Origin of the sequence: uncultured Sphingosinicella sp., from assembly GCF_963974575.1 — a bacterium.
GTDB lineage: Bacteria > Pseudomonadota > Alphaproteobacteria > Sphingomonadales > Sphingomonadaceae > Sphingosinicella.
Genome location: NZ_CAXBBQ010000005.1, coordinates 190,124 through 214,811, shown reverse-complemented (window position 1 = coordinate 214,811; position 24,688 = coordinate 190,124). Strand labels below are relative to the sequence as shown.

General features: G+C 65.0%; 21 protein-coding genes and 1 tRNA gene. 6 read left to right on the top strand and 16 right to left on the bottom strand.

The window, feature by feature from the left end:
- Positions 1-57 precede the first annotated feature (57 nt).
- Positions 58-438: a VOC family protein gene (locus AAC014_RS11270; RefSeq protein WP_339708480.1), complete on the top strand. Its 381-nt coding sequence runs from the start codon at positions 58-60 to the stop codon at positions 436-438.
- Between the two features lie 113 nt (positions 439-551).
- A complete protein-coding gene (locus tag AAC014_RS11265) occupies positions 552-1,571 on the top strand; it encodes a chloride channel protein (RefSeq protein ID WP_339708477.1) in 1,020 nt (339 codons plus the stop codon).
- A 32-nt stretch (positions 1,572-1,603) separates the two neighbouring features.
- On the opposite strand, the gene AAC014_RS11260 is transcribed toward AAC014_RS11265, so the two are convergent.
- The 3 genes from AAC014_RS11260 to AAC014_RS11250 form a co-directional block, all read right to left on the bottom strand.
- Positions 1,604-2,245, bottom strand: coding sequence for a DsbA family oxidoreductase (locus AAC014_RS11260; RefSeq protein WP_339708474.1), 642 nt, complete (start codon positions 2,243-2,245; stop codon positions 1,604-1,606).
- Between the two features lie 26 nt (positions 2,246-2,271).
- Positions 2,272-3,630 carry a diguanylate cyclase gene (locus AAC014_RS11255; RefSeq protein WP_339708471.1) on the bottom strand — a complete coding sequence of 453 codons (1,359 nt, stop codon included), beginning with the start codon at positions 3,628-3,630 and terminating at the stop codon, positions 2,272-2,274.
- Between the two features lie 66 nt (positions 3,631-3,696).
- Complete coding sequence (locus tag AAC014_RS11250; RefSeq protein WP_339708468.1) at positions 3,697-5,781, bottom strand: bifunctional diguanylate cyclase/phosphodiesterase; 2,085 nt, start codon at positions 5,779-5,781, stop codon at positions 3,697-3,699.
- Positions 5,782-5,897: 116 nt separating this feature from the next.
- Between AAC014_RS11250 and moaA the strand changes: the two genes are divergently transcribed.
- From moaA to AAC014_RS11235, 3 genes are all read left to right on the top strand, one after another.
- Positions 5,898-6,929, top strand: a complete 1,032-nt coding sequence (gene moaA, locus AAC014_RS11245) for a GTP 3',8-cyclase MoaA (protein ID WP_339708465.1) — start codon at positions 5,898-5,900, stop codon at positions 6,927-6,929.
- Positions 6,926-7,708, top strand: coding sequence for an NAD kinase (locus tag AAC014_RS11240; protein ID WP_339708462.1), 783 nt, complete (start codon positions 6,926-6,928; stop codon positions 7,706-7,708). The genes moaA and AAC014_RS11240 overlap by 4 nt, the downstream gene beginning before the upstream one ends.
- 78 nt (positions 7,709-7,786) lie before the next feature.
- Positions 7,787-7,861: transfer RNA gene (locus AAC014_RS11235), tRNA-Asn, on the top strand.
- Here the strand turns inward: AAC014_RS11235 and AAC014_RS11230 are convergent.
- The 13 genes from AAC014_RS11230 to AAC014_RS11170 all read right to left on the bottom strand — a co-directional run bounded on the left by AAC014_RS11230 (position 7,845) and on the right by AAC014_RS11170 (position 21,579).
- Positions 7,845-9,533 carry a recombinase family protein gene (locus AAC014_RS11230; protein ID WP_339708711.1) on the bottom strand — a complete coding sequence of 563 codons (1,689 nt, stop codon included), beginning with the start codon at positions 9,531-9,533 and terminating at the stop codon, positions 7,845-7,847. The genes AAC014_RS11235 and AAC014_RS11230 overlap by 17 nt on opposite strands.
- 274 nt (positions 9,534-9,807) lie before the next feature.
- Positions 9,808-10,026 (bottom strand): DUF2274 domain-containing protein, encoded by a 219-nt coding sequence (locus AAC014_RS11225; RefSeq protein WP_339708459.1) that lies wholly within the window; start codon positions 10,024-10,026, stop codon positions 9,808-9,810.
- Positions 10,023-11,228 carry a TrbI/VirB10 family protein gene (locus tag AAC014_RS11220; RefSeq protein WP_339708456.1) on the bottom strand — a complete coding sequence of 402 codons (1,206 nt, stop codon included), beginning with the start codon at positions 11,226-11,228 and terminating at the stop codon, positions 10,023-10,025. Before AAC014_RS11220 ends, AAC014_RS11225 begins: the two co-directional genes overlap by 4 nt.
- Positions 11,225-12,031: a P-type conjugative transfer protein TrbG gene (gene trbG / locus AAC014_RS11215; RefSeq protein WP_339708709.1), complete on the bottom strand. Its 807-nt coding sequence runs from the start codon at positions 12,029-12,031 to the stop codon at positions 11,225-11,227. Before trbG ends, AAC014_RS11220 begins: the two co-directional genes overlap by 4 nt.
- Before the next feature lie 131 nt (positions 12,032-12,162).
- Positions 12,163-12,945, bottom strand: a complete 783-nt coding sequence (gene trbF, locus AAC014_RS11210) for a conjugal transfer protein TrbF (protein ID WP_339708453.1) — start codon at positions 12,943-12,945, stop codon at positions 12,163-12,165.
- A 3-nt stretch (positions 12,946-12,948) separates the two neighbouring features.
- On the bottom strand, positions 12,949-14,238 hold the full coding sequence (gene trbL / locus AAC014_RS11205) for a P-type conjugative transfer protein TrbL (protein WP_339708707.1): 1,290 nt from the start codon (positions 14,236-14,238) through the stop codon (positions 12,949-12,951).
- A 127-nt stretch (positions 14,239-14,365) separates the two neighbouring features.
- Positions 14,366-15,091, bottom strand: a complete 726-nt coding sequence (gene trbJ, locus AAC014_RS11200; protein ID WP_339708450.1) for a P-type conjugative transfer protein TrbJ — start codon at positions 15,089-15,091, stop codon at positions 14,366-14,368.
- Positions 15,088-17,553, bottom strand: a complete 2,466-nt coding sequence (gene trbE / locus AAC014_RS11195) for a conjugal transfer protein TrbE (RefSeq protein WP_339708447.1) — start codon at positions 17,551-17,553, stop codon at positions 15,088-15,090. Before trbE ends, trbJ begins: the two co-directional genes overlap by 4 nt.
- Positions 17,547-17,822, bottom strand: a complete 276-nt coding sequence (locus tag AAC014_RS11190) for a VirB3 family type IV secretion system protein (RefSeq protein WP_339708444.1) — start codon at positions 17,820-17,822, stop codon at positions 17,547-17,549. The genes trbE and AAC014_RS11190 overlap by 7 nt, the downstream gene beginning before the upstream one ends.
- A complete protein-coding gene (locus tag AAC014_RS11185) occupies positions 17,819-18,148 on the bottom strand; it encodes a TrbC/VirB2 family protein (RefSeq protein WP_339708442.1) in 330 nt (109 codons plus the stop codon). Before AAC014_RS11185 ends, AAC014_RS11190 begins: the two co-directional genes overlap by 4 nt.
- Positions 18,148-19,125, bottom strand: a complete 978-nt coding sequence (gene trbB, locus AAC014_RS11180) for a P-type conjugative transfer ATPase TrbB (RefSeq protein ID WP_339708440.1) — start codon at positions 19,123-19,125, stop codon at positions 18,148-18,150. Before trbB ends, AAC014_RS11185 begins: the two co-directional genes overlap by 1 nt.
- A complete protein-coding gene (locus AAC014_RS11175) occupies positions 19,122-19,544 on the bottom strand; it encodes a CopG family transcriptional regulator (protein ID WP_339708437.1) in 423 nt (140 codons plus the stop codon). The genes trbB and AAC014_RS11175 overlap by 4 nt, the downstream gene beginning before the upstream one ends.
- Positions 19,545-19,548: 4 nt before the next feature.
- Positions 19,549-21,579 carry a conjugal transfer protein TraG gene (locus tag AAC014_RS11170; protein WP_339708434.1) on the bottom strand — a complete coding sequence of 677 codons (2,031 nt, stop codon included), beginning with the start codon at positions 21,577-21,579 and terminating at the stop codon, positions 19,549-19,551.
- 370 nt (positions 21,580-21,949) lie between these two features.
- On the opposite strand from AAC014_RS11170, the gene AAC014_RS11165 reads away from it, so the two are divergent.
- The gene (locus AAC014_RS11165) at positions 21,950-24,568 is read left to right on the top strand and encodes a zincin-like metallopeptidase domain-containing protein (protein WP_339708431.1); all 2,619 of its coding nucleotides are present in this window, start codon (positions 21,950-21,952) and stop codon (positions 24,566-24,568) included.
- Positions 24,569-24,688 lie beyond the last annotated feature (120 nt).

The following is a 24,688-nucleotide window of genomic DNA, read 5'->3' as shown; positions in this document are numbered from 1 at the left end:
TGCGATCAGTTCGCCCGAAGCCGCATTCCCCTGCGGCATTCGAGGAGGAGAGAAGAGGTGTTCAGTCACATCATGGTCGGCGCGGACGACACGGCCGCCGCCAAGACATTCTACGACGCGACGCTCGGCGCACTCGGCGTTCCGCCGGGCACAATGGATGACAAGGGACGCATTTTCTACGTGACGCAGAGCGGCATCTTCGCCGTGACGCAACCGATCGACGGCGGACCTGCGAGCTGCGCCAATGGCGGGACGATCGGCTTCGCCGCAAAAACGCTGGCTGAGGCCGACGCCTGGCACGCCGCGGGCGTGGCGAACGGCGGCACGACCTGCGAAGATCCGCCCGGCGTGCGCGAAGGCAGCTTCGGCAAGCTTTACCTTGCCTATCTGCGCGATCCCTCCGGCAACAAGCTCTGCGCTCTGCACCGGATGAGCTGAACCAACGCGGGCTGCCCGCCGACGCGCGGGCGGCCCTTTTCTTGCCCCGGCGCTGCATTTGCCGTTAGACGGCAATCCATCCTGCACACTGTCTCCGGGGAAACACGTTCACTTTGGAAGCGCTGCGAAAGCTGAGGATCATGGTGCGGGCGGCGGTGATGAAGCTGATCCTGACCGTCGCGGCGCTCCTCGTCGGGGGCTCGGTCGGCCGTGAAGGCCCGACCGTGCAGATCTCCGCAGCGATCATGGCCGGGTATCACCGCCTGCTTCAGGTGCCGCTGCGCGCTTCCGTCATCATCGCCGGGGGCGCGGCGGGTGTCGCCGCCGCGTTCAACACGCCGCTTGCCGGTCTCACCTTCGCGATCGAGGAACTCGCCGACGCCTATGAGCAGCGCATGGCGCTGCTGGCGATGACCACGATCCTGATCGCAGGCATGGTCAGCCTCGGCCTTGCCGGGGACTATGTCTATTTCGGCTTCGTCCGGCAGACCATGCATTTCAGCGGCGCGCTTCGCGTCGCCCCCATCGCCGGCATCGTCGGCGGGCTGACCGGGGGGCTGTTCGCGCGCATGATGCTCGACATCGACCGATACAAGGACCGCTGGATACCGGCGATGCGGGACCAGCCAGTGCGCTGGGCGCTGCTTTGCGGCACCGTCGTCGCGCTCACCGGCGTCTCGACAGGACTGACCTGGGGCACGGGATACGAAGCCGCGCACGGCATCATCGAAGGCACGGAGACGCCCTATTGGTATGGCCCGTCCAAGCTGATCGCGACGCTGGCAACCGCCGTTGCAGGCATACCGGGCGGCATTTTTGCCCCGTCCCTGTCGGCCGGCGCAGGACTCGGCGCCATCCTGAAAGCGATTTTCCCCGACGAGCCGGGCGGAGCGGTGGTGCTGCTCGGCATGGTCGCCTATTTCACGGGCGTCGTTCGGGCTCCCCTGACCGCCGTTATCATCATCGTCGAGGCGACCGCGAGCCGGGGCCTCATTCTTCCGCTGTTCACGGCGGCGCTGATCGCGCACGGCACGTCACGCCTCGTTTGCAAGGAACGCTTGTATCACGGGCTCGCCCAGCCCTGGCACGCCAAGCTTGCCGCGGAAACGAAAAAGGCCGGCAAGGACGCCTGATTTCCGTGTCGGCGGGCGATCCGCCGACGCAATCAATCGCCAGGGCCTGTCCCGGCGGCCGCCACGCGTTCCGCCGCCTGCCGCAGCGCTTCGATCGGCTGGGCGCCGACCACGGCGACCGTGTTGGCGAAGATATGCGTGGGCACGCCGCTGACGCCCATCGAACGGGCCCGGTCCGCTTGCGCATCGATGATGTCCCGGTCGGCATCGCCGGCGAGAAGCCCTTCAAGAATGGCGCGGTCCATGCCCGCCGCGGCGCCGATATCCGCGAGGACAGCCGCATCCCCGATATCGCGGCCTTCGCTGAAATAGGCGCGGAACAAGCCTTCGGCGACAGCGTCCGCTCGCCCCTGCCCGCCCGCCCAGCGCACGAGGCGGTGCGCATCGCGGGTATCGGGCACGCGCTCTACGCGGCTGTAATCGATATCGAGGCCGACGCCCTTCGCAGCGGCAGTGACACCCGCTCCCAGTTCCTTCGCACGCGCGTCGCTGCCGAACTTCTGACGGACGAACGCCGCGCGGTCGACACCGCCTTCGGGCATGTCCGGATGGAGCAGATAGGGGTGCCAGCGGCACGCGATGTCCGCCTCGTTCGCGAAGGTATCGAGATGGCGCTTGCCGATCCAGCACCACGGGCAGACGAAATCCGAAATGACATCAATGGTAATCGCCATGAAAAGCCTCCCGCATGGGAGCCGGATCAGGCGGCGACCGCGACCTTCCGCGCCTTCAGCGACGCAACAAGGCTACGCGCGTCGGCATCGCCATCCCAGCAGGCGAGAGTGTAGCCGATCCTGAGCGCAGTGGAAGCACCGCCCGGCAGATCGATCTTCTGTAACCGCAAAACGTTCGCAAGGCGGCGGATCGCGACATTCGCGCTTGCATAGCGCGTGTCCGGGAACTGTACGAGGATGCGGCTGCCCGACAGGCGCGTCGCCATATCCTCGCCGCGGATGCACCGGCGGACCGTGTCGCCGACGCGGCGCATCACGATGTCGCCCGCGAGATAGCCGTGCGTGGCATTGATCTCGTCGAGGTTCTCAATCGTGAGCCCGGCCACGGCCACGGGAAGCGAAAGCTCGGTGCAGTCGCGCAAGGTCGACTGCAGGTGGGCCATGCCGAAGCCGTGGCCCGCAAATCCGGTGAGCCCGTCGCGAATGACCATCTCGACATGCTGCGCATAGCGCGCGGCAAGCGCGGCGCGCAGCGCCTCGAGCCGCTTGAACGAGGTGAGGTGCACGGAGAGCTGCTCGCTCGACAGGCAGGTCGGCGCGACATCGGTGACGCCCGCATTGAACACCATATCGAGGTCAAGCTTCTCGACGTCCGGCGTCGCGAGCAGCGCGGGGAGATTGTAGAGCGCGGGCACGCGGCGCATTCGGTCCACGAAATCGATGGCGCTCTTGGGATCGACCGCCGAGCAGAGCAGCACGGCATCGAGACCACCGCGATAAAGCAGCGCACGCGCCGCCTCGGGATCGTCGCAAATCGTCGCCTCGGTGCAGGACCGCACGGCGCGGTTGAACTGTTCGGCGCAGTGTGCGCTCTGATCGAACTGAATGAGCAGGACGGATGCCCGGCGGCTTGCGATCACCGGCTCGGCAGGCGCGAGGAACAGTCCGTCGCCGCTCGTGAAACCGCGCGCGGTCGCCTGGCGACGGGCAAGCTCGCGGCGCATCGTGGAGAGGCGCAGCAGTATGGCGATGCGGCTTGCGACCTGTTTGGGATGCATTGGCCGGTGAATGATGTCGTCGAAGCCTGCATGCTGGAGATCGCGGTGAAGCGCGGCGGTGCCGTCTTCAGTGAGCGCGACGAGCATCATGCCTTCGCGCTGCGCCCACCGCTCGGCGCTGCGCGCGAAGGTGGTGACGGCGGCGATGCCGATTTCCGCGCCCGCAAGCACGATGACAAGCTGGTAGCGCCCGCTCGACGCGAGCGGGATCGCTTCCATCCACGAGGTGGCCTGCACCTGGGTGAACTTGTCGGCCGCGATCTTCGCGACGCCCGCTTTCGCGTGCGCTTCATCCTTGCCGACAACGAGTACGCGATTGGCCTGCACGAACCAGCCTGCCCCCTGTTAGAGCGTTAACACAGAGCTTTCTAAGCGACGGCAGTTAAGGATTGGTCAAGCGGCGCGGGCGCGCTGCCAGTTTTCCACGAACCCCGGAAGGTCGCCGAGCGCGAGCGGCGGGCTGCACAGATAGCCTTGATACCAGTTGCAGCCTTCGCGCACGAGCGTTTCGAGCTGGCTCTCGGTTTCGACCCCCTCCGCGACGACGACCATGCCGAGCGAACGCGCCATATCGACGACGCCGCGCACAATAACGCGGTCGCGCGTCGAGCCCGAGAGATCGGTGACGAGCTTCTTGTCGACCTTGAGGATATCGAGCGGCAGCGACTTCAGGTAGGCAAGCGACGAGTAGCCGGTGCCGAAATCATCGATGGCGACGCTGATGCCCCGGTGCCTGAGCTTCGAGAGAATTTCCGATGCGTGCTCCAGATCCTCGACGAGGCCGCCCTCGGTGACCTCAAGCGTCAGCCGCGACGGGGGGAAGTGACTGTCTGCAAGCGATTCCGCGACAATGCGCTCGAAATCGGCCGCGCGCATGTCCGCCGCCGTGACGTTGATCGAGAGCCTGAGATCGCGCAGATGCTCGGGCCACGCCGCCGCTTCGCCGCACGCCTGACGCATGATCTGTTCGCCGAGCCGGGTGCCGAACTCGGCGCGCTCGGCGATGGCGAACAGGGTTTCGGCGGGAAGCACGCCGTAGAGCGGATGCTCCCAGCGCACCAGCGCCTCGACGCCGACGATGCGGTTGGTGACGATATCGACCTGCGGCTGATAGAGCAGGCTGAGGCCGCGCCGCTCCGCCGCCGCGCGCAGATCCGCCTCCAGACTGGCGAAGCGCGCCGGGTTGCCGTGCTCGTCGGAAAGGAAGACCTGGAAGCTGTTGGGATCGAGTTCCTTGGCGCTGGAGAGCGCAGCGCTCGCGCGCTGGAACAGCTCGTCCGCGGTCGTCACCTCCTCGTCGCTCGCTGCGATGCCGAGACGGCACGACAGGTGGATGACGCGCCCACCGACGATGAACGGCTTTTCGAAGCCCTTGCCGATGCGCTGGCTGAAGAACACGGCCTGATTGAGCGTGATCGGTCCCGCAAAAGCGACAGCGAACTCGGCACCGCCCAGACGCGCGGGAAGCTCGCTTTCGGCGGTCTGGTCGTTGAGCAGGCGGCGCAGGCGGCGGCCCACGGCCTGCAGCAGCGAATCCGCAACCGCGCGGCCATAGGCGGCGTTGACCTGATCGAAGCGGCTGATCGCGAACATCACGACGATGCACGCGGGGTTGTGCCCGGCGCGCGTGTTCAGCTTTTCATCCACCCACACACGGGCGTGGCGGAGGTTCGCAAGGCCGGTCAGCGTGTCGAAATGCGCGGACAGCCGACGCTCGATGAGCGTTGAATCCAAATCCTCGACCGTGGCGGTGAGCCCGATCACACTGCCCGCAGCGTCGCGCGTCGGCCTGATGTGGTGAACATAGGTATGCGGCCGACCATCGAGAATGAGGCGATGCTCGACCTCGCCGGGGATGCCCGCCTGCCAGATGCGGCGAACGGCACGACGCGCCTGCGCCCGCGCCCGCCGATCGAGCCGCAGGAACGCATCGTCGAGCGAAAGCCGGTCGGTGTGGGGCGGATCGCCGATGAGCACGGCGAGCGGCGGGCCGATACGGACGAAATCGTCGCCAACGCTCCATTCCCAGCGCGCCGTGCCGCCGATCGAGGCCTGCGCGGAGGCCACGGCCGCCTCGGCGCTCGTCTTCTGCATCCGCCGGATCGAGCGCTCGACGAAGCGCAGCGACTGGCCAAGCTCCGACCCGCCGAACGGGCTGATCAAATAATGCGTGGCGCCCGCCGTATAGACATCGCCGAGCGAGGCTGCATCGCTGCGCGACAAGAGCACGAGAAGACCGCCGCGCCGCTCCTGCACCGCCTGCGAAAGCTGCTCAACCTGCTGGAGGCCGCGTTGCAGCGCGCCGCGCGCGTCGACAATGGCAATCAGCGCTTCCGACGCGGCATAGCGACGGGCTGCATCGTCGGGCCGGAGGCTGACGATAACCGGACGTCCTGTCGCCTCAATGGCATCCTGCGCTTCGCGCCGGTAGCGGAATGAGGCGAGAAAGACGGGCGCAGAAAGCGATGAGCCGTGCATTTCACCTCGTGTGGAACTCGCAGCGCCTGTAACACTATCACGGCGCCCTGCAAAGGCCAGCGCCGCGCACCATCACGGCAAACCTTGCCGCCCGCCCCCGGCACGACTAACTCTGGATGACGATGCAGGACGAAAGCGTAGAGACGGCCGGGCAAAGCCCGCTGATCGACCCCTTCGGGCGGGCGGTGACGTACCTGCGCGTCTCCGTGACCGATCGCTGCGATTTTCGGTGCACCTACTGCATGGCGGAAACCATGCAGTTCCTACCGAAGTCCGAAGTGCTGAGCCTGGAAGAGATCGACCGCATCGCATCCGCCTTCATCCGGCGCGGCGTGCGCAAGGTGCGGCTGACGGGCGGCGAGCCGCTGGTGCGACGCGGTATCGTGAGCCTTGTCGACTCGCTCGCGCGGCATCTGGGGCGGGGTCTCGACGAGCTGACGCTCACCACCAACGGCAACCAGCTTGCAAAGCACGCCGAAGCGCTCGCTGCCGCAGGCGTCCGCCGCGTGAACGTGAGCCTCGACACGCTCGACGCTGACCGCTTCCGGCGCATCACGCGCTGGGGCGAGCTGCCACGCGTGCTGGACGGCATCGCCGCCGCAAAGGCCGCCGGGCTCGCGATCAAGATCAACACGGTGGCGCTGCGCGGCATCAACGAGGACGAACTCGGCGACATGGCAGCCTGGTGCGGCCGCGAGGGGCACGACCTCGCCTTCATCGAAACGATGCCGATGGGCGAGATCGACGAAGACCGCACCGACCACTACCTGCCGCTTTCCATCGTGCGCGCGGAGCTTGCGAAGCGCTTCACGTTCCGACCAACCGATTATGTGACGGGCGGCCCCGCGCGCTATGTCGAGGTCGCGGAGACGGGCCGCAGGATCGGCTTCATCACCCCCCTCACCCACAATTTCTGCGAAAGCTGCAACCGCGTACGGCTGACCGCGACGGGGCGGCTCTACATGTGCCTGGGGCAGGAAGACAGCGCAGACCTGCGCGCTGCCGTGCGCCGCTCGCCCTGCGACGCGGACCTTGACGCCGCGATCGCCGAGGCCATCACGCGCAAGCCCAAGGGCCACGATTTCGTCATCGGACGGGGCGGCCCCCGCGCCGCCGTCCCCCGCCACATGAGCGTGACCGGCGGATGAACGACAAGCTGCCCGGCAAGGTGGCGCTCGCCATCTCGCCCACCCCCGCCGCCCGCGAGGCCGCAGCGGCGATCCTGCCGCTCTACGACTGGGCGAGCGAGGCGGAGGCCGACATCATTCTCGCGCTCGGCGGCGACGGCTTCATGCTGCAGACGCTCCACGCCGTGCTCCATCGGCGACGCCCCGCAAGCGTCTTCGGCATGAACCGCGGCACGGTCGGTTTCCTGATGAACGAATACAGCCCGGACGGCATCGCCGAACGCATCGCCAACGCGCGCGCCTTCAAGCTGCACCCGCTGCAAATGGATGCGCGCACGATCAGCGGCGACCGCATCGTTTCCCCCGCGATCAACGAAGTCTCGCTGCTGCGCGAGACGCGGCAGGCCGCCAAGATCGAGATCGCCATCGACGGGCGCGTGCGCATGTCCGAACTCACCTGCGACGGCGTGCTGGTGGCGACGCCTGCGGGCTCCACCGCCTATAACCTCTCGGCGAACGGCCCGATCCTGCCGCTCCAGTCCGACCTCCTCGCGCTGACCCCGATCAGCCCCTTCCGCCCCCGCCGCTGGCGCGGCGCGCTGATCCCCGATGCGTCGGTGGTGGAATTCAGGATGCTGGAGGCCGGAAAGCGCCCGGTGAGCGCGGTTGCCGACCAGCTTGAGGTGCGCGATGTTGACGTCGTGCGTATCAGCACCGACCGCTCGATCACGCTCGAGCTGCTGTTCGACCCCGAATACGCACTCGACGACCGCATCACGATGGAACAGTTCCTGACCTGAAGCACGCACCGCACGGGGCGTGCATTCAGGGCTTGGCAGCCGAAACCGGCACTGTTATACGCCGCGCCCTGACCATGTTCCCCGGTAGCTCAGCGGTAGAGCATCCGACTGTTAATCGGACGGCCGCCTGTTCGAATCAGGCCCGGGGAGCCAACCTTTCCTGACATTTCGCAACGCGACCGACCCTCCTCTGAGAGGCGCGCTGAACGTTTTCCTGCATTGCATTGATACGAAAACGGTTCAGTGCGTCGAGCGTGAGCGCATCGAGTGCCGTGCCCCGCCGCTTGCCGTCACGATCGGCCGCGAGGTTGATGATGCCTGCGAGGTCGCCGTGAAGGTCGACCACAAGCCCGGTTCTGTCTTCGTTCGGGGTGAGGATGATCCTGTCGATAAGGGATCGCAGCGCGTCCGCTGCCTCGGTTCTGCGGTCGCTGCATCCAAGCAGTCGCGTCAGTTCGGTCACCTCGGTCCGATAACGTTCGGACATCGATGGGTGCATCAACACCGGCGCCCGCGGCGTTTCGCTCAAAAGCCGATCAAGCTCCTTGCGACGCGCGAAGTTCGCATTGAACTCGTTCTTCATGTCCTCGCTCGTGTAGCCATCTCCGACGGCCTTCACGATCCTGTCCCGACGTCCCTGCAGGCGGTCCCGTTCGGCCTGCCAGGCGTTGATCGTCGCATTTCGTTCGGAGCGCAGCCGGTTCACATGCTCCATGTACTCGCGGCAGAACTCGGCACAGAGTTCGGGACGCATCAGGTGCTGTTTAAGCGCCGTGAGCACTGCACCTTCGAGCACGTCCTGCCTGATCCGCAGCGAGTTGCGGCAGGTCCCTTTGTTCTGGGATGTCGAACATCCATAGTGATTACGTGCCGACTTGCTGAATCCGCCGCCGCACTCGCCGCATTTCAGAAGGAACGATAGCAGGTTCCGGGGCCGCCGCTTGTCCTGAAGGGTGAAGGACGAATGCTGCATGCGCTCCTGCCGCGCCTTTGCCCTGTTCCAGAGAGCCTCGTCCACAATGCGAAGTTCGGGCACGTCGTGGACGACCCATTCCTCCGGCGGGTTTTCCCGCGACAGCCGCACACCCGTATCAGGATCCTTGACCTTGCGCGTGCGGTTCCAGATCCGGCGCCCGTTGTAGAGCTCATTGTTGAGAATGCCGGTTCCGCGTTTCGCATTGCCGTTGAGCGTCGACTGCGTCCAGCCTGCACCGGACGGGTTCGCGATACCCTCGCGATTGAGCATCGCCGCAATCCGGCGAGGACTGACGCCGTCAGCATATTCCTTGAAGATACGCTGAACCACCACGGCTTGGGCGGCATCGATCTCAAACTCGCCGACGGATTTGATGCGGTAGCCGTAGGGCAGTCCGCCACCCGACTTTCCGCTCTCAACGCGCCCGCGCTGACCCCTGCGCGTCTTGATCGCCAGATCCTTCAGAAACAGGGCATTCATTGTGCCTTTAAGGCCAATGTGAAGCTCGCTGATCTCGCCTTCCGACAGCGTGTGCATGTCGACTTCGGCGAACAGCAATCGCTTGCGGATGGTGGCGACATCGGCCTGGTCGCGGGATAGGCGATCGAGCGCCTCGGCCACGACAACGTCGAATTTTCCCGCCTGCGCGTCGATGAGCAGCATCTGAAGTCCGGGGCGCATCATGTTGGCGCCGCTCATGCCATGGTCGGTGTAAATGCGCGCTTCGGCTACATCCCAGCCGTTTCTCAGCGCAAACTCCCTGCCTCCCCGCACCTGATCCTCGATCGATGCATCGCTTTGCAAATCACTTGAGTACCTTGCGTAAATTGCTGCTCTTTTCATGGTCATCTTCACCTGGTCTGCCGGGTTGAACACCGTGTTCGAGCAGCTGGCCGTAGTCGCGTTCGGCCGCTACTCGCGCCATATGACGTACCAAAGCGCAAAGACCCTCGTGCGGCGGTGTCGATTTCACCTTTCTGCCGCCAATTTTCCTACGAGGGTGACGCGTTCGCACCACGATGCTCCGATGCTTTCCCACAGTCCAGACAGTAAAAAAGTAATATAAAGAACAAATATCTCGAATATTTTCGAAAAATTTTTCGATATTTTCCCAACAATAAAATCACTTAGCGCCCAGTTTCTTCCTTCTCCTTGAAAATTCGCGATCTCCTTCGAGAAAAGCCTCGAGGATTGCGGGAACGAGAGACGAAACGGACTCTTCATTGCCGTAAAAATCTTTGTAAAAACCGGCATATTCACGCAGCTTTTCATCGAGATCCGGCATAATCGTGATCGCAAGTTTGACCGGCGTCCTGTCCGGGAGCTTCGGAAGCCTGATCATCGCTCCCCTCCTTCCCATGGCGAAAGGATCAGATCCTCGTGCACGAGGACGCGAAGTGGCCAGCCGGGTCGCACGGTCAGCGTTGGCTGGATACCGAGCGCTTTCGCCACAACCTGATCGCCGGCGCGCGCCGTACCCTGCTGTGCGGACTCGCGGAGCGCCTCAACAAGATCGTCTTCACCCTCAATGCTGAGCTCGGCGCCAACCCCGAGCAGGCTGGAGAGCAGAACGCCTTTGAGGAGCGTGCCTCCGTGCCGGTCGATGCTGTCGCTGATGCCTGCGTAGCCGGCAGTATCCGTGGCGGGCATGTTGCCGAGCGCGACAGAAGCACCGCCCGGCATGATCAGTCTTTCCCAGACGACACGCGCGCGGCTCTGTCCGAAAGCGACCGAATTATCGTAGCGTCCGACAAGCCGCGCGCCCTGCGGAATGAGAAGAACGCGTCCAGTCGCTGTATCGTAGACACCTTCGGTCACCTGCGCTGTGACGAGACCGGGAAGGTCGGAGTTCAAACCGGTGAGCAGGCTTGCGGCAATGACGCTGCCGGCGCTCAGCGTATAAGGCGATCCGGGCGGCACAAGAGCTTGCGGAAGCGCGCGCCCGTTTGTCTTCGCCCGCGCGTCGGCACGACCTTCGATACCGGGGCTGCCCGGATCCCCGGGCTCGGCGGGCGCCGGTCCGGATAAAGCGTCGCCCCCCACCGCTATTCCGGTGCCCGATCTTCCGGACTGTTCAAGCCGTACCATGACACCCGAAGCCCGCGCCGCCTGCAACTCGGCCGCACGTCGCTCTGCTTCGGCGGCAGCAGCGTCTGAAGCCGGGGCTAACGGGGCTTCGGACTCCAGCCCCGCCGACCGGCGATGCGCCAGAATGGGCCTGCCAAGGTCACCGGGAAGCGGCGGCCCGAGCACGGGGATCTCCGCATAATCCTTCGGTGCACCAGCGAGAACATCGGCGACGCGCTCGTGCCGCGGGCGCAAAGGAAGATCGACCGGATCGCTGCGCGCCGGCTGTGCCGGTTCGAGCCCGAACCAGAGCGCCGCCAGGACAAGTGAGGCCCCCACACCGACGAGGCCGATGATGACCCCGCGCCTGAACCGGACGACACGTGGCGGCCGCCCGCGCAGTACGAGCGTTTCAGGGTCAAGCTTGGGCGACTGCGGCGCGACTTCGCTTGCCGCTTCTACCGTGTCCGGCGTCATGACGGCCTCCGTCGCTTGCCGGTCTGGCCGTCGCGCGCGATCCGCACGATGGTCTGGGGCTTTTCGCCAAGCCGCAGTTCAGCGACGTCGAACAGGCGATCGACGATATAATAGCGGCCTGCCATCCGGTAGTTGACGAGCATGGCGCTGCCTTTCGCGTCGAGCACGAAGAGTGGCGGTGCCTCGCTCACCGCAATGGCCGGCGCGAACGCAATGAAGGTCTGGCGACCATCGTCGAAGACCTGCTGCGGGCGCCAGACGGGTCTGTCGCCGCTGATCGTATAGCCGAACGACAGATCCTCGAGCATGAGACCGGGCGCTGCGGGCGTCCGCGCCGCGGCGGCGGCTTCGGCACGGCGGAGTGCCAGCAGCGCATCCTCGGGATAGGTCCATGAAAGCGCGGTCATCGCGCTCGCCGCTGTGCTTGAGAGCAGAAGATGATAGGCGCGCCGGTCGGTCGTGATGACAACATTGGTGGAGAGACCCGGCGCAAGCGGCTTGACGAGGATATGCGTGCGCCTCGTCTCCCCCGCGCCGCTCGCCGTATCGCCGACCGTCCAGCGCACGGTATCGCCGGCAGCGACGGCGATAAGGGTCTCGCCGGGCTCGAGCATGATATCGGTCACCCGTTCGGGCGCTGCAAAAACCCGATAAAGTGCGCCTGCGCTGTACGGGTAGACCTGAACGGCATTCAGATAGTTGTGGCTGCCCGGTTCCCGCAGTGCGGCGCGGTTTGCGGCATCCACATTGTCTGCCGGGCGTATCGCCGAGACTCCCGATCGCGCCGCCATCGGGACATGCATCGCGGGCACGCTGGAGCCGGCGATGCCGGCCGGTATCTGAAGCGATGACGCATCGGCACGTGCTACCGGCGCTGCTGTACCAGTACCGACGGCAATGCCGACCAGCAAAAGGGATTTGGGATATGATCGGTTCATGGTTCTGACCTCGTTTCTGTGGGCATGAGGAAATCGCCCTTCGCTTCCGCAGGCATTTCCGCGGTGACGGGCTGTTCAGGCGGCCCCGCGCTTTCAGGCTCCAGCTCGCGGTTCCAGTCGATGGCAGTGACGTAGAGTCCAAGCGGGTTTTTGCGGAGGACATCTACGGAGCGCGGGGGCCGGACGTCGAAGGTCAGGATCGCATTCCAGCGCTCGGTTCGTGCAAGGCTGCCATGCTGATAATGGCGCTCGGTCCATTGCAGCTGAAACGAGCGCGCCGAGGCGCGCAGCGCGCTCGTCACCTGCACCGAGATACTGCGGTTTCCGATCTCCGCGAAAGGATCGTTTTCGCGTGCGTACTCATCGAGAAAGCGCGCGCCGCGGCCATCCGCAAAATCGTAGGCGGCGAGCCACGCCTCGCGCATCAGTACCGGATCAAGCGCCACGCTGCGGACGTTCTTGATAAACCGCGCAAGATGCCATGCGATCTGTGGGTCGCCGGGCGTATAATCCTGCGTCACCGGTACGGCCGCGAGTGCCTGACCGAGCCGGTCGACTTCAACCACGTAGGGCACGACGCGAGACTGCTGCGATTGCCAAATGAGCGCAGCGGCGAGTCCCGCTGTGAGCGCGAGGTTGCCGAGCGCCATCAGGCGCCAGTTTCGTGCCTGAACGCGCGCTGTTCCGATACGCTCATCCCAGAGCTGACTGGCACGCTGGTAGGGCGTTTCCGGTTCGGGCGTCTGTCCGTAACGCTGCAGGCTTCGTTTGAAGATCATCATTCAATCCCTTTCGCTGATGTCGGGCGCTGCGCCCGCGCCGCCGCGGTCTCCATCGCGGAGCGCATGGACCACGGCATGGCGGCGCTGGCGCTGGATCTGCCGGGCATGGAGCGCCTGCGCCCAGGCGGGAGCGGATTCGCCGGAGGCGTTTGCACCTCTTGTGGGCGCCATCCCGGCCCGCCACGCAGCCTTGCGCCCGCGCTCGGCGGCGGCACCGATCCCGAGCGCCTCGCCGGCGCGCCGGACGGCACCGGCCTTTGCCGCCCAAGCAACTCCGCCCAGACCGCTTCGCATCGTGGTCGTGCCCGAGGTTTCCTGACCGAGCTGGTAAGCGGTCGAGGCTGCGGCGCCCATCGTTGTCGCTGCCCGGATCGCGCCGAGTGTTCCGCCTGCGAGCCCGCGGGCCGCTGCAAGTCCGGCTGCGCCGCCCATGGCAAGTCCGCCCGCGGCGAGCGCTGCCGTACCGAATGCCGTGCCGGCGCCAAGCTGCGGTGCGCCCGCGAGAAGCCCCGAGGCAATGCCGGGGCCGAAGACGCCAAGGCCGAAAAGCGCGAGACTGGCGAGCACGAGGCTCATCGCTGCGCCGATATCGGGCTCCGCGCCGGCAAGCGCACCAACAAAGTCGCCGAAGAAGCCTGAGCCGATGCCGACGATGACGGCGAGTACCATCACCTTGACGCCCGAGGCCACGACATTGCCGAGCACGCGCTCGGCGAGGAAGCCGGTGCGGTTCCAGAGCGCAAACGGCACGAGCACGAAGCCCGCGAGCGCGGTCAGCTTGAATTCGAGGATCGTGATGAAAAGCTGGACCGCGAGAACGAAGAACGCGGCGATGACGATCACCCACGCGATCAGCAGTACGGTGATGACGAGCACATTGTCGAAAAAGCTCGCAAAACCCAGCATTTTGCTCGCCTGATCAAGAAGCGGCCAGGCCGCCTCGAACCCTGTGCCGGCGAGACGTCCGGGCTTCAGGAGGTCGTCTGCGCTGATCGTGCCGCCGCCGGCGACAAGCCCGAGCCCTGCAAACGATCGGAAGACGATATCGGCGAGCACGGAAAAGTTGTTCAGAATGAGCGCGAAAGCCCCGACGTAGAGGATTTTCTTCACGAGCTTCGCGATGACATCGTCCTCGCCGCCGAGCGCCCAGAACAGTCCGGCGAGCGTGATGTCGATGCCGATCAGGATCGTGGTGAGGAACGCCACGTCGCCGCCCAGCAGGCCGAAGCCGCTGTCGATGTAGCGGATGAAGACATCCAGAAACCGGTCGATGACGCCGAGGTCGTCCATGTGTTCGCTCACGCTTCCTCAAAGCTTTGCCGCGGATGCCCCCGGGGCCTGGAGGCGACAGTCCATACGGGGACATCCGCGGCGAGACGGCGGCAGCCGGGAGGGGTGGAGCTGCGCCCGTCTCAACTCATTCGTAGGCCTTGCCTGATCCCAGAAAGGCGCGTGTCGCGGCGCGCGCGTCGCTTTCCGCCTGCGCGCGACGTGCGAGCTCGGCGCTTTCGCTCCGGAACTGCGCGGCGAGCATCTGCTGCGTTTGCAGTTGCTGTTTCGCGGCGAGCGCGAGCAGCTGGTTCGTTGATTGCTGCGCCTGCAGGCTGCCCTCGGCGTCCTGGCTTCGCGCTATGATTGCGGCGAGCGTCCCGGCATCCGCCTCGACATCGGCTGCGATGCGGTTCTGCACGTCCATCGTATGACGAAACGCTGCCATGCTCGCTTCAAGTCGACCGCGCGCGGCGCGCACATGCGCGTCGCTGCCCGCCGCCGCATCGAAGGCGTCCGGGAACAGCTCCCGAAACTGCGCGTCGAAGTCCGCGATCTCGAAGCCGATCCCGCTCGCGCGCTTCATCAGCGTATCGATTTCGGCAAGACGCCGGGCGAGTGCATCGACCTCGGGAAAGGCCGTACGCGAGAGATTCTTCGCCATGTTCGTCAGCATCAGCGCTTCGTTCTGCAGCGACCGGATCTGGTTGTTGATCTGGGCGAGCGTCCGCGCGGCCACGAGGAGGTTCTGTGCATAGTTGGCACTGTCGAACACCGGGATCGCAAGCGCCGGCCCGGGGAGCGTCAGCGTCGATATGCCGAGCGCGCACCAGAGGGCACCGCGCAATAGCCATGCGTGCGAACGGGTTTTCATGGTCGGTCTCCCTGCTTTTCGGGGGTAGAAAGGGCGCCTGGAAAATCGGCGAGCAGCGCGGCGGCCCAGTCGAGACCGGCGCTTTCAAGGAGGTGAGCTGCAAAGCCATCCGGGCCATGCGCGGCGAGAATCGCGTCGATGCGCGCCTGCCCGGCCGCGTCGGAGGTTCCGCAGAACGTGCGCGCGACGGGTCCGAGCCCGAGTTCGAACAGACGGTTGCCGCGCGCCGACTGCAGATAATATTGCCGCTTCGGCTCCGCGCGCGCGATGATCTCGAGCTGCCGGCCGCTGAGTCCGAAGCGTGCATAGCCCTCGCGGCTCTGCGGCTCCAGCGCGCGATCATTCGGCAGGAAAATACGCTGCGGGCAGCTTTCGATGATTGCAGGCGCAATGGCGCTGCCAGCGATATCGGCAAGGCTTTGCGTCGCGAACACGACCGCGACGTTCTTCTTGCGCAGTGTCTTCAGCCATTCGCGAAGCCGCGCTGCGAACAGCGGATGGTCGAGAAAGACCCAGGCCTCGTCGAGGATGAGGAGTGTCGGGCGGCCATCGAACCGCGTTTCGAGGCGATGAAACAGATACGCGAGCACTGGCGCTGCCGCACCCGGCGTACCCATGAGCGCCTCGGTTTCGAAGCATTGAAGATCGGCGATGGCGAGCGCGTCGTCAGATGCGTCGAGAAGCGCGCCGTAAGGCCCTTCGAGCGTGAACGACGCGAGCGCCGCGCGAACATCCTCCGATTGCAGAAGCAGTCCAAGCCCGGTCAGCGTCCGCTCGGCAGGCGGCGCGCCAGCAAGGCTGGCGAGCGCCGACCAGACCGTCTCCCGGATCTCCGGGGTCAGGATCAGCTTTTCGTGCGCCAGAAGACCGCAGATCCAGTCGTCCGCCCAGGCACGCTCGGCGGGCACGTCGATATGCCTCAGGGGCTGAAAGGCTAGCACGGCCTCGTTCGCCACAAGGCCAAGATCCGCGTATCCACCGCTGCACGCGAGTGTTGCCGCGCGTGCTGAACGCCCCTTGTCGAACAGGAAGACCTGCGCGCCGTCGTACCGGCGGAACTGCATCGCGAGCAGCGAGAGAAGCACCGATTTCCCCGCGCCCGTCGGGCCGACGACCATCATGTGCCCGACATCGCCGACGTGCGTCGACAGGCGGAACGGCGTCGATCCACGCGTTTCGGCGTGGAATACCGGCGGGCCGTCAAGGTGGCCATTCTGCTCAGGGCCTGCCCAGATCGCAGCGAGCGGCATCAGATGCGCAAGGTTGAGCGTATGGATGAGCGGCTGGCGGACGTTCGCGTAAACGTGACCGGGAAGCGAGGAGAGCCAGGCCTCGACGGCATTCACCTCCTCGCGAATGGCCGCGAAACCGAGACCGTTCACGATGCGCAGGACCGCGCGGACCTTTTCGTCTGCGCGCGCTCGGTCCCGATCTGCGACCGTGATCGTCGTCGTCAGATAGCCGAATGCCACGCTGTCTTCGCCGAGCGCCTGAAGCGCAAGGTCGGCATCCTCGACCTTGTTGCCGGCGTCGCTGTCGAGGAGTTGCGCGGGCTGGTTGTACATGATCTCGCGGAGCAGCGCCGTGATCGACTTGCGCTTGTTGAACCATTGCCGGCGGAGCCGCGTCAGCACACGCGCCGCGTCCGCCTTGTCGAGCGCAATGAAGCGCGTCACCCATCGGTACGCAAAATCGGCTCCGTTCAGCGCATCGAGAAGTCCCGGACGGCTGACCCCCGGAAATCCGGTCAGCGTCAGTGTGCGCATATGAAGATCGCCGAGCCTTGGCTCGAGCCCGCCGACGAGCGGCGTGTCGACGAGCAGCCCGTCGAGATACATGGGAACGTCGGGCACATTGATGGGATGCGGGCGCGCGGATATCGCGCTGTGCAGGTATGTGAGCGTTTCGGCGTCGCCGAGCGCGCGCACTTCGGGCATGAAGCCCGCGAAGAGATCGAGCGCCCGGTCGGTCTCGGCGATGAATTCGCGAAGCGCATGCCGCCAGTCGCGGCCCTTCTGCGCTGCGTCGCCACTGCCGCGTTCGAGCAGCACCCTCCCCGCCGTATCGACCTGATCGGCCGGGTGCAGATAGACGAGCGTCAGGTAATACCGGCTTTCAAAATGCTGCCCGGCAGCCTCGAACGCGGCGCGGCGTTCCTCGTCGAGGAGCCACGAGGCAGCGTCGGGGAAACGGCTTGAAGGATAGCCAGGCGCTTCCTGGCGCGCGGCCTCGAAGAAGAGCGCCCAGCCTGAGCCGAAGCGCCTCAGCGCATTGTTGGCGCGCGCGCAGACGGAGACGAGTGCCGCCTCGCCCGCGCTTTCAAGATCGGGACCGCGGAACGCGAGCGTGCGCTGGAAGCTCCCGTCCTTGTTGAGGACGACGCCTGGCGCGGCAAGCGCTGCCCATGGCAGATGGTCGGCGAGCCGGTCGGTGCGGCGGCGGTATTCGTGGAGCGCTAGCACGACCAGTATCCCTTCTGGCGTATGTGGCGCGCAAGGACGGTCGCGAAGTCGGAGTCGCGCCGCGCGGCGAACACGCCAAGCGTATGACCGAGCGCCCAGAGCGCGAGCCCCGCGATCCATTGCTGAAGCCCCAGCCCCAGCGCGGCGGCGGCAGTGCCGTTCACGATTGCGATCGTGCGCGGCACTCCGCCAAGCAGGATCGGCTCGACAAGCGCGCGGTGCAGGGGCACCTCGAAGCCTTCGGGCGGGGCGCCGATGTGCGCGCTCATCCGACAAGTGCCCCGCCACCGAAGCTGAAGAACGAGAGGAAGAACGAGCTCGCGGCAAACGCGATCGACAGGCCGAAGACGATCTGGATAAGCCGCCGGAAGCCGCCTGCGGATTCGCCGAACGCCAGCGTGAGGCCGGTTACGATGATGATGATCACCGCGACGATCTTGGCGACGGGACCCTGCACCGATTCGAGCACCTGCTGCAGGGGCTCTTCCCACGGCATGCCGGAACCTGCCGCATGGGCGCTGGTCGCCATGCCCACCACAAGTGCACAAACTGCCGCGTGCACGAGGGCGGAACGGCGCGAGAAATTACGGGTCATCATTTGTCTCCTTGCTCGGGATGAATGGGTGTGACCGACCAGACGCCGGCGGCATCGAGGCCCTCGACGCCGAGAATGCTGCTCACGCGCCGGCCGGGACCGCGCCCCGAAATGAACACGACCATGTCGAGCGCATCGGCGATGAGCCGGCGCGGCGCGTTCACGACGCTCTCTTCGACAAGCTGTTCGAGCCGGTAGAGCGCTGCCAGCGCACTGTTGGCATGGACGGTCGCAATGCCGCCGGGGTGGCCGGTATTCCAGGCCTTCAGCATGTCGAGCGCCTCTCCGCCCCGCACCTCGCCGATCACGATCCGGTCGGGCCGCAGGCGCAGCGTCGAGCGGACGAGGTCGGCCATGCTGACGCTGCCCGGTCGGGTTCTGAGGGAAATGCTGTCGCGCGCTGCGCACTGCAGTTCGCGCGTGTCCTCGATGAGGATGATGCGCTCGTCGATACCCGCCATTTCGGCGAGCAGCGCATTTGCAAGCGTCGTCTTTCCCGACGAGGTCCCGCCCGCGATCAGGATGTTACGGCGCCCCGCGACGGCGAGCGCCAGAACGCGCGCAGCCTCGGCCGTCAGAACATTCGCCTCAACATAATCGAGAAGCGTGAAGATGCGCGCCGCCGGCTTGCGGATCGAGAAACAGGGTGCGGTCGATACGGGCGGCAGCACGCCCTCGAACCGTTCCCCTGCCCCGCCCCTGTCCGTCGGCAGCTCCGCCGAGACGATGGGCGCCCCCGCATGCGCCGGGGTCCGCGTACCGCTGGCGACGAGGCGGATGATGCGTTCGACGTCGGCTGCGCCCATTCGCACGCCGGTATCGATGCACCCCTCGCCCGCAATGTCGAGGCGGAGTGCGCCGTCGGGATTAACCATGATCTCGAGGACGCGCGCATCGCCGAGCGCGGCGCCGATCGCCGGTCCCATCGCCGTTTGCAGCATGGTGCGGCGCCGTTCGAGGGCGATCGCGGGACTCATGCCGGGATCTCCGTATCGCTCTCTTCTTCCCCAGCTTCTTCGAAGGCGAACGCGGATTTTCCGGCGGCAAGCTGCCGCCCCAGTTGTCCGATGAAGGCTTCGAACTGCTGATGGCCGAGTGCCAGCACAGCCGGACCCGGGTCCGGCGCACCGGCCGAAAGGATGAGCTGATGCCGTACAAACAGGCCGAACGCCTCGATCAGCACGCCGAGATCGCGCTGCAGATGCCCGATGTTCCGCGACAACCGGTCGAAGCGCGGCTTGATCAGCGCATCGATCTCGCGCTGTGCGCGCCGCGCCATGTAGGCGGCAATGGCCTCGGTCGCGATCTTCGATTTGTTTGTCCCCGGCGCCGCCGCCATGGCCGTCAGCGCGTCGCCGATCTCGCGCTCCAGATAGAGGTTGTGCCGCGTCTTCATCGCGTCAGATCCCCGGGACGAGGTCGCGACCGCGACCCTGATTCATCGCATGCGCGCGCTGCACGCCCTGTTGCTGGACCCTTCCGGTGGCGCGCGCCTGATCCATGGCCAGCTTGTCTGCGGCCGCATCGGCGTCGCCGCCATCATGGGCAGGCTCGGGCGCTGGCTGCACCGCCTTCATCTTTCGCAGCTTCTGCCCCGGCACCCGCTGGCGCTGCAGTCCCCCGTCTCTGGTTTCGGACGCGTCGGAAGAGGCTTTCGGGCGCTTCACGAGCGGCCTGGGACCATATCCTTCCCAGTCGTGCGCGCGCAGAACCGGCCGATCTGCATAAACGTCGCCTTCGAGCTTCGGCGCCGGCAGCAGGCGCTGCGTAAAATTGGAATCGGCGTAGTGGCGCAGCTTGTTCGCACGGATCGGCGCGAGCCCCGACACCATGACGATCGCATCGGAGGGCGGCAGTTGCATGATCTCGCCCGTGGTCAGCAGTGGCCGCGCGGTTTCCTGGCGGCTGACCATGACATGCGCGAGCCACGGCGCGAGACGGTGGCCGGCATAGTTGCGCATTGCCCGCTGCTCGGTGGCCGTGCCGAGGGCGTCCGAGATCCGCTTCGCGGTGCGCTCGTCGTTGGTCGCGAATGTGATGCGGACATGGCAGTTGTCGAGGATAGCGTTGCTCTCGCCGTAAGCTCTGGCGATCTGGTTGAGCGACTGCGCGATCAGGAAAGCACGGATTCCGTACCCCGCCATGAACGCGAGCGCGGATTCGAAGAAGTCGAGACGGCCGAGCGCCGGAAACTCGTCAAGCATCAGAAGCAGGCGGTGACGGCGCCCGTCCTTCGCGCCCTTGAGATCCTCGGTCAGCCGCCGTCCGATCTGGTTCAGAACAAGCCGGACGAGCGGTTTTGTCCGGGAAATGTCGGCAGGCGGGATGACAAAATAGAGCGAGAGCGGACGCTCAGCCTCTACAAGATCGGCAATGCGCCAGTCGCAGCGTGACGTGACCATCGCAACCGTGGGATCGCGGTAGAGCCCGAGGAACGACATCGCAGTCGACAGGACCCCCGAGCGCTCGTTCTCGCTCTTGTTGAGGAGTTCACGTGCCGCGGATGCGACCACCGGATGGACCCGGGGCGCCTCGGCCGTGCCGAGGTGGTTGGTCGCCATCATCCGCCCGAGCGTCGAGACGAAGCTCCTCTCAGGGTCGGAGAGCAGCGCCGCGACGCGGGCCAGCGTTTTCTCCTCCTCGGCGTAAAGGACATGCAGAATCGCACCGACGAGCAGGCTGTGGCTGGTCTTCTCCCAGTGATTGCGGCGTTCAAGCGCGCCTTCAGGATCGACAAGCACGTCGGCGATATTCTGGACGTCGCGCACTTCCTGGCTACCGCGCCGTACCTCGAGCAGCGGATTGTAGAATGCCGAACGGACATCGGTCGGGTTGAAGAGCAGGCAGTGGGAAAACAGCCGTCGCCAGCCGGCGGTCAGCGCCCAGTTCTCACCCTTGATATCGTGGATGACGGCCGATCCGGTCCAACTGAGCAACGTGGGGACGACGAGGCCCACGCCCTTGCCCGACCGCGTCGGCGCGAACGCCATGACATGCTCCGGGCCATCGTGGCGGAGGTAATGCCGTTTGAAGCCGCCGAGAAACACCCCGGAGTATTCAAACAGCCCTGCGCGCGCGATTTCCCGTCGTCCCGCCCAGCGCGCTGAACCATAGGTCGTGACCCGGCGCTGCTGGCGGGCGCGCCACAGCGAGCCACCGATAGCCGCTGCGCAGCCCAGAAATCCACTTCCGCCGGCAATCAGGCCGGCTTCGTCGAAGATTTCTGGCGCGTACGCCTCATAGTGGAACCACCACAAAAAGATCGACCAGGGATCGTAGACGGGTGTGCCAAAGAGGGTGAACCATGCCTGCCCGAGGGCGCCCTGATAGCCCAGCATCGCCGCCGCCCACTGTGTCGCCGCCCACACGCCCAGCATCATGACGGCAAGAACCGCCAGCATCTGGCCAATGAGAAGTTTTGTGGGCGTCATCCCGCACCTCCCGACGGGCAAAAGCCGCGTCTTCACGAGTCGGGATGATCAGATCTGTGGGCAGCCCGGGACAGTACAGTTTTGATGCATATTAGTGCTTATTGACGCAAACTGAAATTTTCGACGCCAGCAGGGGCAGCTTTCGACCGCAATGTTCGACGTTCCGGTTTGTCTCCTTTCGGACGCGCAATGGGGATAGCGGCCATCCCGAACTTTGGATCGGCTTATTAACTTCGCGCTCAATAATCGGTCAGTCGATCCAAATACATGGGTTCCCAAGGGCGGTCATGCGACAGAGCAGTGACAGATGTTCCAGATTTGCTAAATCTAGTCGTAAAATATTCCGGATTTACGAAAGGCGAGCACCAGAGTGGCGCGAACCGACTATAGTGGCAAGCGCGGAAGCAATGCCGGCGACGAATATCACGAGCTCTGGGCCGCACGCCGCGCACTAGAACTGATCACACCGGGGACCGATCTCGTTGAACTCACGGTCGAGGGCGTTCGTGCCGATGATGCCGAGGGTCTGGATGAAGCCTTGTGGGATGGGGTTGATGCCGCTTTCTATTACGGTCCGGATGTCGACACGATCGAAGGCGTTGACCTCGTCCAGTTCAAATATTCAGGAAGCGATCCCGATACGCCTTGGACCGTAGCGCGGCTCGCTTATGCGAAAAACAAGGCGAAGACCAACGCGCTGATCGCCCGCCTTGCCAGCGCCTGGAAGGGGATGCGCAAACAGCGGCGCGAGCTTGATGCTGCGGACAAGATTGTCGTGAAGCTCGCCAGCAACCAGCCACTTGCGCAAGAAGTGCTGGATGCGTTGGTCGCAGCACCCGGCGATGCGATGCGAACCAAGCTGCAAAAGGCGAGTGGCCTGACACTCGCCGAGTTTGCCGCTTTTGCTCCCGCCCTGGACTTCAGCGATTGTGGCAACCAGTCGCGGTTCGCGCATGAGGAGCGGGTCATTCAGACGCTCTCCGGCCTCGCAGATGGCGACGTACGGGCCGAGTTTGCGGTATTGCGCGAGTTTATCCGCAAGCGGATGCGGCCCGAAGGCAGCCGGGAGACAATTACCGCAGAAAGCGTGTTCGGCATCTTCGGCCATGCTGACAAGCGCATCTTCTATCCTTGTCCGACCGAGATAGCCCGCGTCTCCGAGTTGGTTCCCCGCGCCGCGGCCGGCGCGATTGAAACGCTGTTCGCCCAAGGCACGCAGAAAATCTGTTTGGCGGGTGCGGGCGGTGAGGGCAAGACGACGGTCTTGCAGGATCTCGCGCAGCGCCTGCCAACGGGCTCCGAGCTGATCGTCTATGACTGTTATGGCGGCGGCACCTATCTCAATTCCAACAGCTACCGGCATCGCGCCGAAGATGCATTCTTGCAGCTTGCCAATGACACAGCCGCTCGGCTGCTATTGCCGCCTTTATTCTCCGAAACGGGTGTCGATCATCCGCGCCGCTTTGCACGGAAGCTGGATGCGACGGCCGCTGCCTTGGCTTCGAGGCATCCCGATGCGTTGCTGGTCATTGCTGTAGACGCCGCGGACAACGCAGTTACCGCAGCATCGCAGTGCGTACCGCCCGAGCGCGCCTTTGTGCATGATCTCGCGCGGCTGGGCGGGGTGCCGGCAAATGTCCGGTTGATGTTCAGCGCGCGGACTGGCCGCCTCGCCGATCTCGAACTTCCAGATGATGTTGTCCCGGTCCCGTTGGGACCATTCGGGCCAGAAGAATCCATCCGCTTTGCAGAAGCCAGGCTGGGGCCGCAAGCCGAGGACTGGCATGAGGAGTTCCATTTCCATTCGGGCGGCAATCCGCGGGTGCAGCGCTATGCCATCGAATTTGCCGGTGAAGTAGCCGACGCCGCGCTCGACTATCTCAAGCCGAACGGCAAAAATCTCGAGCTGATCTTCACAACTCGCTTTGAGGAAGCGCGGACCAAGTCTGGCAGCACTGCCGAGCTGACCCGCTTCTGCGCGGCATTGATCGTGCTGCCAAGGCCAGTGCCGATCGGCCAGCTTGCTGGCGTACTCGGCGCTGAACCGGCACATATCCGTGACCTCATAGCGGACCTCGCGCCCGGCTTGGTTCTCGCGGACGAGCTGGTGAGCTTTGCCGACGAGGATTTCGAGTATTTCCTTCGTGAAGCCGGTGCATCGGCGATGTCTGCAATGGGCGCGCGCGCCGCCGATCATTTGATGGCCCGGCGGATGGCTGATCCCTATGCCGCTAGCCATGTCGCCAATCTGGCTTTGCTCGCGGGTCGGCGCGAGGACGTCATTGCCCTAGTTCGTGAGCCGGTAGCCGACTATCCGATTGCCGATCCGGCTGCACGCGGGGAAGTCCATCGCCGAAGATTGCGCGCGGCAATGCATGGTGACAGCAACAAGACCGTTCGCGACGAAGCCGGTGGCGAGGACCGGGAAGAGACGTTCCGTTTCTTGAAAACCTACACCGTTTTCAACGTGGCGCAGATCGACGGATTGCCCGAACGGTTCCATAGCGTACCGGAAACCGCGCCGGCGGTTGAACGCATCGAGTGCGCGGAGGCTTTCTTTGCCAGCATCCCCGCAACCGTGAACCACGGCGGTGACCGTGCCTTTTATATGCCGTCAGCCGACCGCATCCAACTTCCGCCTTTTGCGGCCTTCCACGACGCCCATAGTTATTATACCACCCGAGGCCACGAAACCGTGCACTGGACTCGTCACGCGAGCCGCCTGGACCGCAGCTTTGGCCGCGAAAAATGGGGCGATGAAGGCTATGCCCGCGAGGAACTTGTCGCCGAATTGGGAGCAGCTTTCCTCTCCGCCGACCTTGGCCTCGCCATCGAACCTCGCCATGATCATGCCAGCTATCTGGCAAGCTGGATAAAGGTCTTGCAGAACGATACGCACGCCATCGTTCAGGCCGCCGCCCACGCCGAACGTGCGGTTGCCTATCTGCATCAACTGGCGAAATCCGAGGAAGCGCGGGCGGCGGCATAACGGCGGCGGATGGAGAAGCCCCCCGTTAGCGACCGGGCCACTCGGACCGAGGGAGCCGTTGAGGATCGCCGGGGGGTCCGGTCAGGCCGTTTTTTCTTCCGCTCTCACCTGCTTTTATCG